At 65.9% G+C, this 4,540-nt stretch carries 5 protein-coding genes; all 5 read right to left on the reverse strand.

Translation table 11 applies throughout. The features are described from left to right. Window positions 1-471 precede the first annotated feature (471 nt). Window positions 472-1,047, reverse strand: a complete 576-nt coding sequence (locus tag DPV74_RS39205; RefSeq protein WP_027787334.1) for a helix-turn-helix domain-containing protein — start codon at window positions 1,045-1,047, stop codon at window positions 472-474. A gap of 316 nt (window positions 1,048-1,363) precedes the next feature. Then, the gene (locus DPV74_RS39210; RefSeq protein WP_119339142.1) at window positions 1,364-2,554 is read right to left on the reverse strand and encodes a tetratricopeptide repeat protein; all 1,191 of its coding nucleotides are present in this window, start codon (window positions 2,552-2,554) and stop codon (window positions 1,364-1,366) included. A 16-nt stretch (window positions 2,555-2,570) separates the two neighbouring features. Beyond that, window positions 2,571-3,002: a biopolymer transporter ExbD gene (locus DPV74_RS39215; RefSeq protein ID WP_048022780.1), complete on the reverse strand. Its 432-nt coding sequence runs from the start codon at window positions 3,000-3,002 to the stop codon at window positions 2,571-2,573. A gap of 308 nt (window positions 3,003-3,310) precedes the next feature. Beyond that, window positions 3,311-3,733 carry a biopolymer transporter ExbD gene (locus DPV74_RS39220; protein ID WP_021160935.1) on the reverse strand — a complete coding sequence of 141 codons (423 nt, stop codon included), beginning with the start codon at window positions 3,731-3,733 and terminating at the stop codon, window positions 3,311-3,313. A 20-nt stretch (window positions 3,734-3,753) separates the two neighbouring features. Beyond that, the coding region (locus DPV74_RS39225) for a MotA/TolQ/ExbB proton channel family protein (protein ID WP_162923277.1) at window positions 3,754-4,540 on the reverse strand (787 nt) is incomplete at its 5' end.

A 4,540-nucleotide genomic window follows, 5' to 3' on the forward strand; every position in this document is an offset into this window, starting at 1 on the left:
GTCACGGGCGCGCCGTTCGCGACCGCATCCGCGATCGCGACGGCGCCCGGCGCCGGCTGGCTCTGGGCAAACGCCGGCGGCGCCAATGCCGCCGTCAGCGCCAGCTCCGCCCAGACTATCCTCTTGATGGCCAACGCCAAAACTCTCTGCTTCATCTTGTTCCCTCTCGCTCGTAGTAAGACCCCACCTGCTGCGCGCCGGAACCTTGTGAATTCCTTGCGCGTCCTGGGTGACCGTGTAACGGAACCCGCGATTGCCACGCCTTCGATTGCCACGTTTTCTACCGCCACGACTCGAACGGCTCGGCTTCGGGGCACCAGCACCATTCAGCATCACCGTCGTTTTCTATTTTGATTCGCCATACTAAACACCTACATTGAGCGCATTACCTGCTTCCTGCCGATTCGACCGGCGTCCGCTACCGATCGGGTACCTCTCCTTCCTGACGGCCCGCCGCGCCGGCCGCCCTTGCTAGAACAGCCTGGGCGTGCCAACCCAGACGATCACCGCCTCTTCGTCGGCCGTGTTGCGCCACGCATGCGGCATCGTCGATTCGTAATGCGCGGTATCGCCCTCGTTCAGCGTGAACGTGCAATCCTCGAGCGTCAGCGCCACCTGCCCGCGCAACACATAGACGAACTCCTCGCCCGCGTGCGTCGTCATCTCGGACGACAACTGCCCCGCCGGCATCCTGACGAGGATCGCGTCGAGCTTGCGGCCGTCCACCAGATTCGTCAGCCGGGCGAACCGGCTGGCCGAGTTGGTGAACTGGAAATACTGCAGCGCATTGCCGCGGCATACCGAGCGCGCCTCCGTCGGCGTGTCGATGAAGTACTGCATCGTCACGCCCAGCGCCTTTGCGATCCGGACCAGCGACGTGATCGACGGCGTCGCCCGCCCACGCTCGACCTGCGACAGGAACGGCTTCGAAATGCCGGCGATCGTCGACGTTTCGTCGAGTGTGAGTTTCAGGCGCTGGCGCAGCGCCCGGATCTTGTTGCCTAGCGACACGGCGACGAGCACCGACTCATCAGGGGGCAAAACCATGGAAAGACGGACCCTCGCAGTCGAAATCGGTTTGATGTCGTCAAGCCTCGACCGATGCCATGACGCGACCGGCCCGGCGCGATACCCGGCTGCACGCTGTCGCGGCGTGCACGCCACGCGTGGTGCGGCGCGGCACCCGCATCGCGCGGCCGTGCCGATCCTGCACATTTCATTCGGCTTACTAATCAACAAGGCTACCCCTTTTCCCTCGGCTGACCTGCCCTTCATGCATCGGTGCCGTCTGATCGGCGCACCGATTTCCGCTCACCGACCACGCCCGCTCCCGCGCCGCGAGCCGTCGTGCCCGTGCGTTGCGTTAGCGGGATGCCACCACGGTCCAGAGCCGTGCGAGGTCGGCGGAACCGTCGGTGCCCTTGACCGTGCGCAGCACCTGGACCGCCCGCGCCTTCTGACCGGCCACGTAATACGCCTCGCCGAGCCGCAGTCGCGCCGCGTCCGGATGCTCGAGTCCGCCCTTCGCGATCGCCTGCTCCATCATCGGCAGGCCCTGCTGCGCCTTGCCTGCGAAGACGAGGTTCATACCCGCGTCGATCGGCGCAGCCGGCGTCGCGGCTTCCCCGCCCGACTGCGCGCGCTTAGCCGCGAGCGCCTGCAGCCGCTTCTCGCGATCCGCCTGTGCGTCCTTGCCGAGTACGCCGGACGCGAACCCCTGGTCGATCACCTGCTTGCCTTCGGCGGGCGACCCTGCCACCAGCGCGAGCTGCGTCATTTCCATGTACGCGTCGGCTGTCGCGAGCGAGCCCGTCGCCCGGCGCAACCGGTAGATGTCGAGATCGAGCGACGGCAGATACCCCGGGTTGCCGCGAATCGCCGTTACCATTTCGTCCCAGTACGCAGGGCTCGGATGGTAAGCCACCAGCAGCCCGAGCGCACCGCGATACGCGTTGCCGTCCTTCACTTTCTGCGCGCAGGTCGCAAGCATCTGCAACTGCCCTTCATCCGGCGCGTGTCCGCCGTTCGCCTGCGCGTCGGTGCTCGCTTTCAACTGGCTCACGAGCGGTGTGCAATCGTTCGACAGGTAGTACGACTGCGTGAGCAGCGTGCGCATTTCCGGATCGGATCCGCCTGCCTTCAGGTAGCGCTGGGCAATCCGGATCGCCAGCGGGTAGTTCTTCTGCTGGAAGTAGATGCCGGCCAGCGCCGCCGTGGTCCGCTGCTCGTCCTCGCCCGACAGCCGCCCCGAGTTCAGCACGGCCTCGTAGGCCTGCGCGGCCGTGCCCGAGTCGCCTGCCGCCATCGCGGCCGCGCCGCGCATCTCCTCCACCATGTAGGTTTCGTACGGCGTCCGGTTCGGCACGGCCGCCGCCTGGGCGATCTTGCCCAGTGCATCGCGATACTTGTGCGCCCGGTACAGGTCCTGTGCGGCCGCCAATGGCTTTGCCACGTCCGGCCGCAGCGCGTCCGCCGGTAATGCCGAGCGTCCGAGCAAGCCTGCCGCGCCGAGCGCCGCCACCGCCATCATCCGTTTCCATCGTCGCTGGTTCATCGGCTCGTCCGTGTCGTCATTGCATGAACTGTTCGTTACCGATCAGGCCGATCTTGGTCGCGCCCACGCGTTGCGCGGACGCGAGCACGGCGGCCACGTCCTTGTACGGCACCAGCTTGTTGGGGCGCAGGTGGATTTCCGCCTGCACAGGTTCCGCCGCCACCTGGGTCAGTTTCGCCTCGAGCGCCGTGCGGTCCGGCACCGGTGCGCCGTTCCACGTCGTCGTGCCGTCGAAGTCGATGTCGATCTGCACGATTTCCGGCGGCGTGGCCGGCGGCGGCGGGTTACCCACCGGCAGGTCCATCTTCACCGAATGCATCTGAATCGGGATCGTGATGATCAGCATGATCAGCAACACCAGCATCACATCGATCAGCGGCGTGGTGTTGATATCGACCATCACTTCCGGTTCGGCATTGCTTCCGCCCGAAGGCACATTCATTCCCATCGTCGACTCCTGTCGATCAGCGTTAGTGCTTTAGCACTTACGCTGGTCCCATGCTTCGCGGTCGATCAGCGTTAGTGCTTTAGCGCTTACGCTGGTCCCATGCTTCGCGGTCGATCAGCGTTGGTGCTTTAGCGCTTACGCCGGCCCCATGCTTCGCAGTCAATCAGCATTAGTGCTTCAGCACCTACGCCGCCCCCATGCCCCATGCCCCATGCCCCATGCCCCAGGCCCCATGCCCCAGGCCAACCAGCGTCAGTGCATCAACCCCAACCGCCAGCCCGCCCTCTCACCAAGATTCCCGTCCACGACTAGCCGCCGCGCGCGGGCGGCTCCGTAATGAACGACAGTTTCGCAATCCCCGCGCGCTCGCACATCGTGACCACCCGGCCGATGAACTCGTAACGCGTGTTCTGGTCGCCGCGCACGTGGACGCTCGGCTGCGGCTGCTGCTGCGACACGTCCTTCAGCTTCGCGAGCAGTGTCTGCGCATCCACCAGCTGTTCGCCCCAGAAGAAGTCGCCGTCGCGGTTCACCGCGATCTCGATGCTCTTCGGTGTCGTCTGCAGCGGTTGCACCGTCTCCTTCGGCAACTGAAGCTGGATCGTGTGCGTCACGACCGGGATCGTGATCAGGAAAATGATCAGCAACACCAGCATCACGTCGACGAGCGGCGTCGTGTTGATGTTGGCGATCACCTCGTCGCTATCGTCCTGCCCGACGTTCATGGCCATCGCGCGTCTCCGTCAGCCGGTCAGTTCGCGAGCGACGCCGCGGCCGGCGACGAGGACGCCGCGCGTATCGGGCGCCGATTGCCGGCCAGCAGCACCGTGTGCAGTTGCGCGCCGAAGTTGCGAACCCGCTCCATCACCGACTTGTTGCGCCGGACCAGGAAGTTGTAGCCGAGCACCGCGGGCACCGCGACGGCGAGGCCGATCGCGGTCATGATGAGCGCCTCGCCCACCGGGCCCGCGACCTTGTCGATCGACGCCTGGCCGGCGATGCCGATGGCGGTCAGTGCGTGATAAATCCCCCAGACCGTGCCGAACAGCCCGACGAACGGCGCCGTGGAGCCCACCGTGGCCAGGAATGCGAGCCCGTCCTGCATCCGGTTCGACACGTTCGTGATCGAGCGCTCGACCGATACGTCGATCCACGTGTTGCGGTCCACGGCTTCCAGCAGCGCATCTTCATGATGCTCGCCGGCCTCGATTGCCGTTTCGGCGATGAACCGGAACGGTGACGCCTCGTCGAGGAGCCTGGCGCCCTCGGCCAGCGACGGTGCGGACCAGAGTTGCGCATCTGCCAGTTTCGCGCGGCGGTTGGCGCGCAACTGTTCCAGGAACTTCGTGATCATGATGTACCAGCTCCCCATCGACATGATCACCAGCAGGATCAGCACGAAACGGGCGACGAAGTCGCCGTTCTTCCAGAGCGCGCCGAGCCCGTACGGGTTCTCGACCGCTTCCGTCGTGGCCGGCGCGGGCGGTGGAGCCGGTTCGGCAGCGGCCGGAGCCGTGGCCGGTGCGGCAGACGGCGCC

Source organism: Burkholderia sp. HAN2018, assembly GCF_024704855.1.
GTDB lineage: Bacteria > Pseudomonadota > Gammaproteobacteria > Burkholderiales > Burkholderiaceae > Burkholderia > Burkholderia cepacia.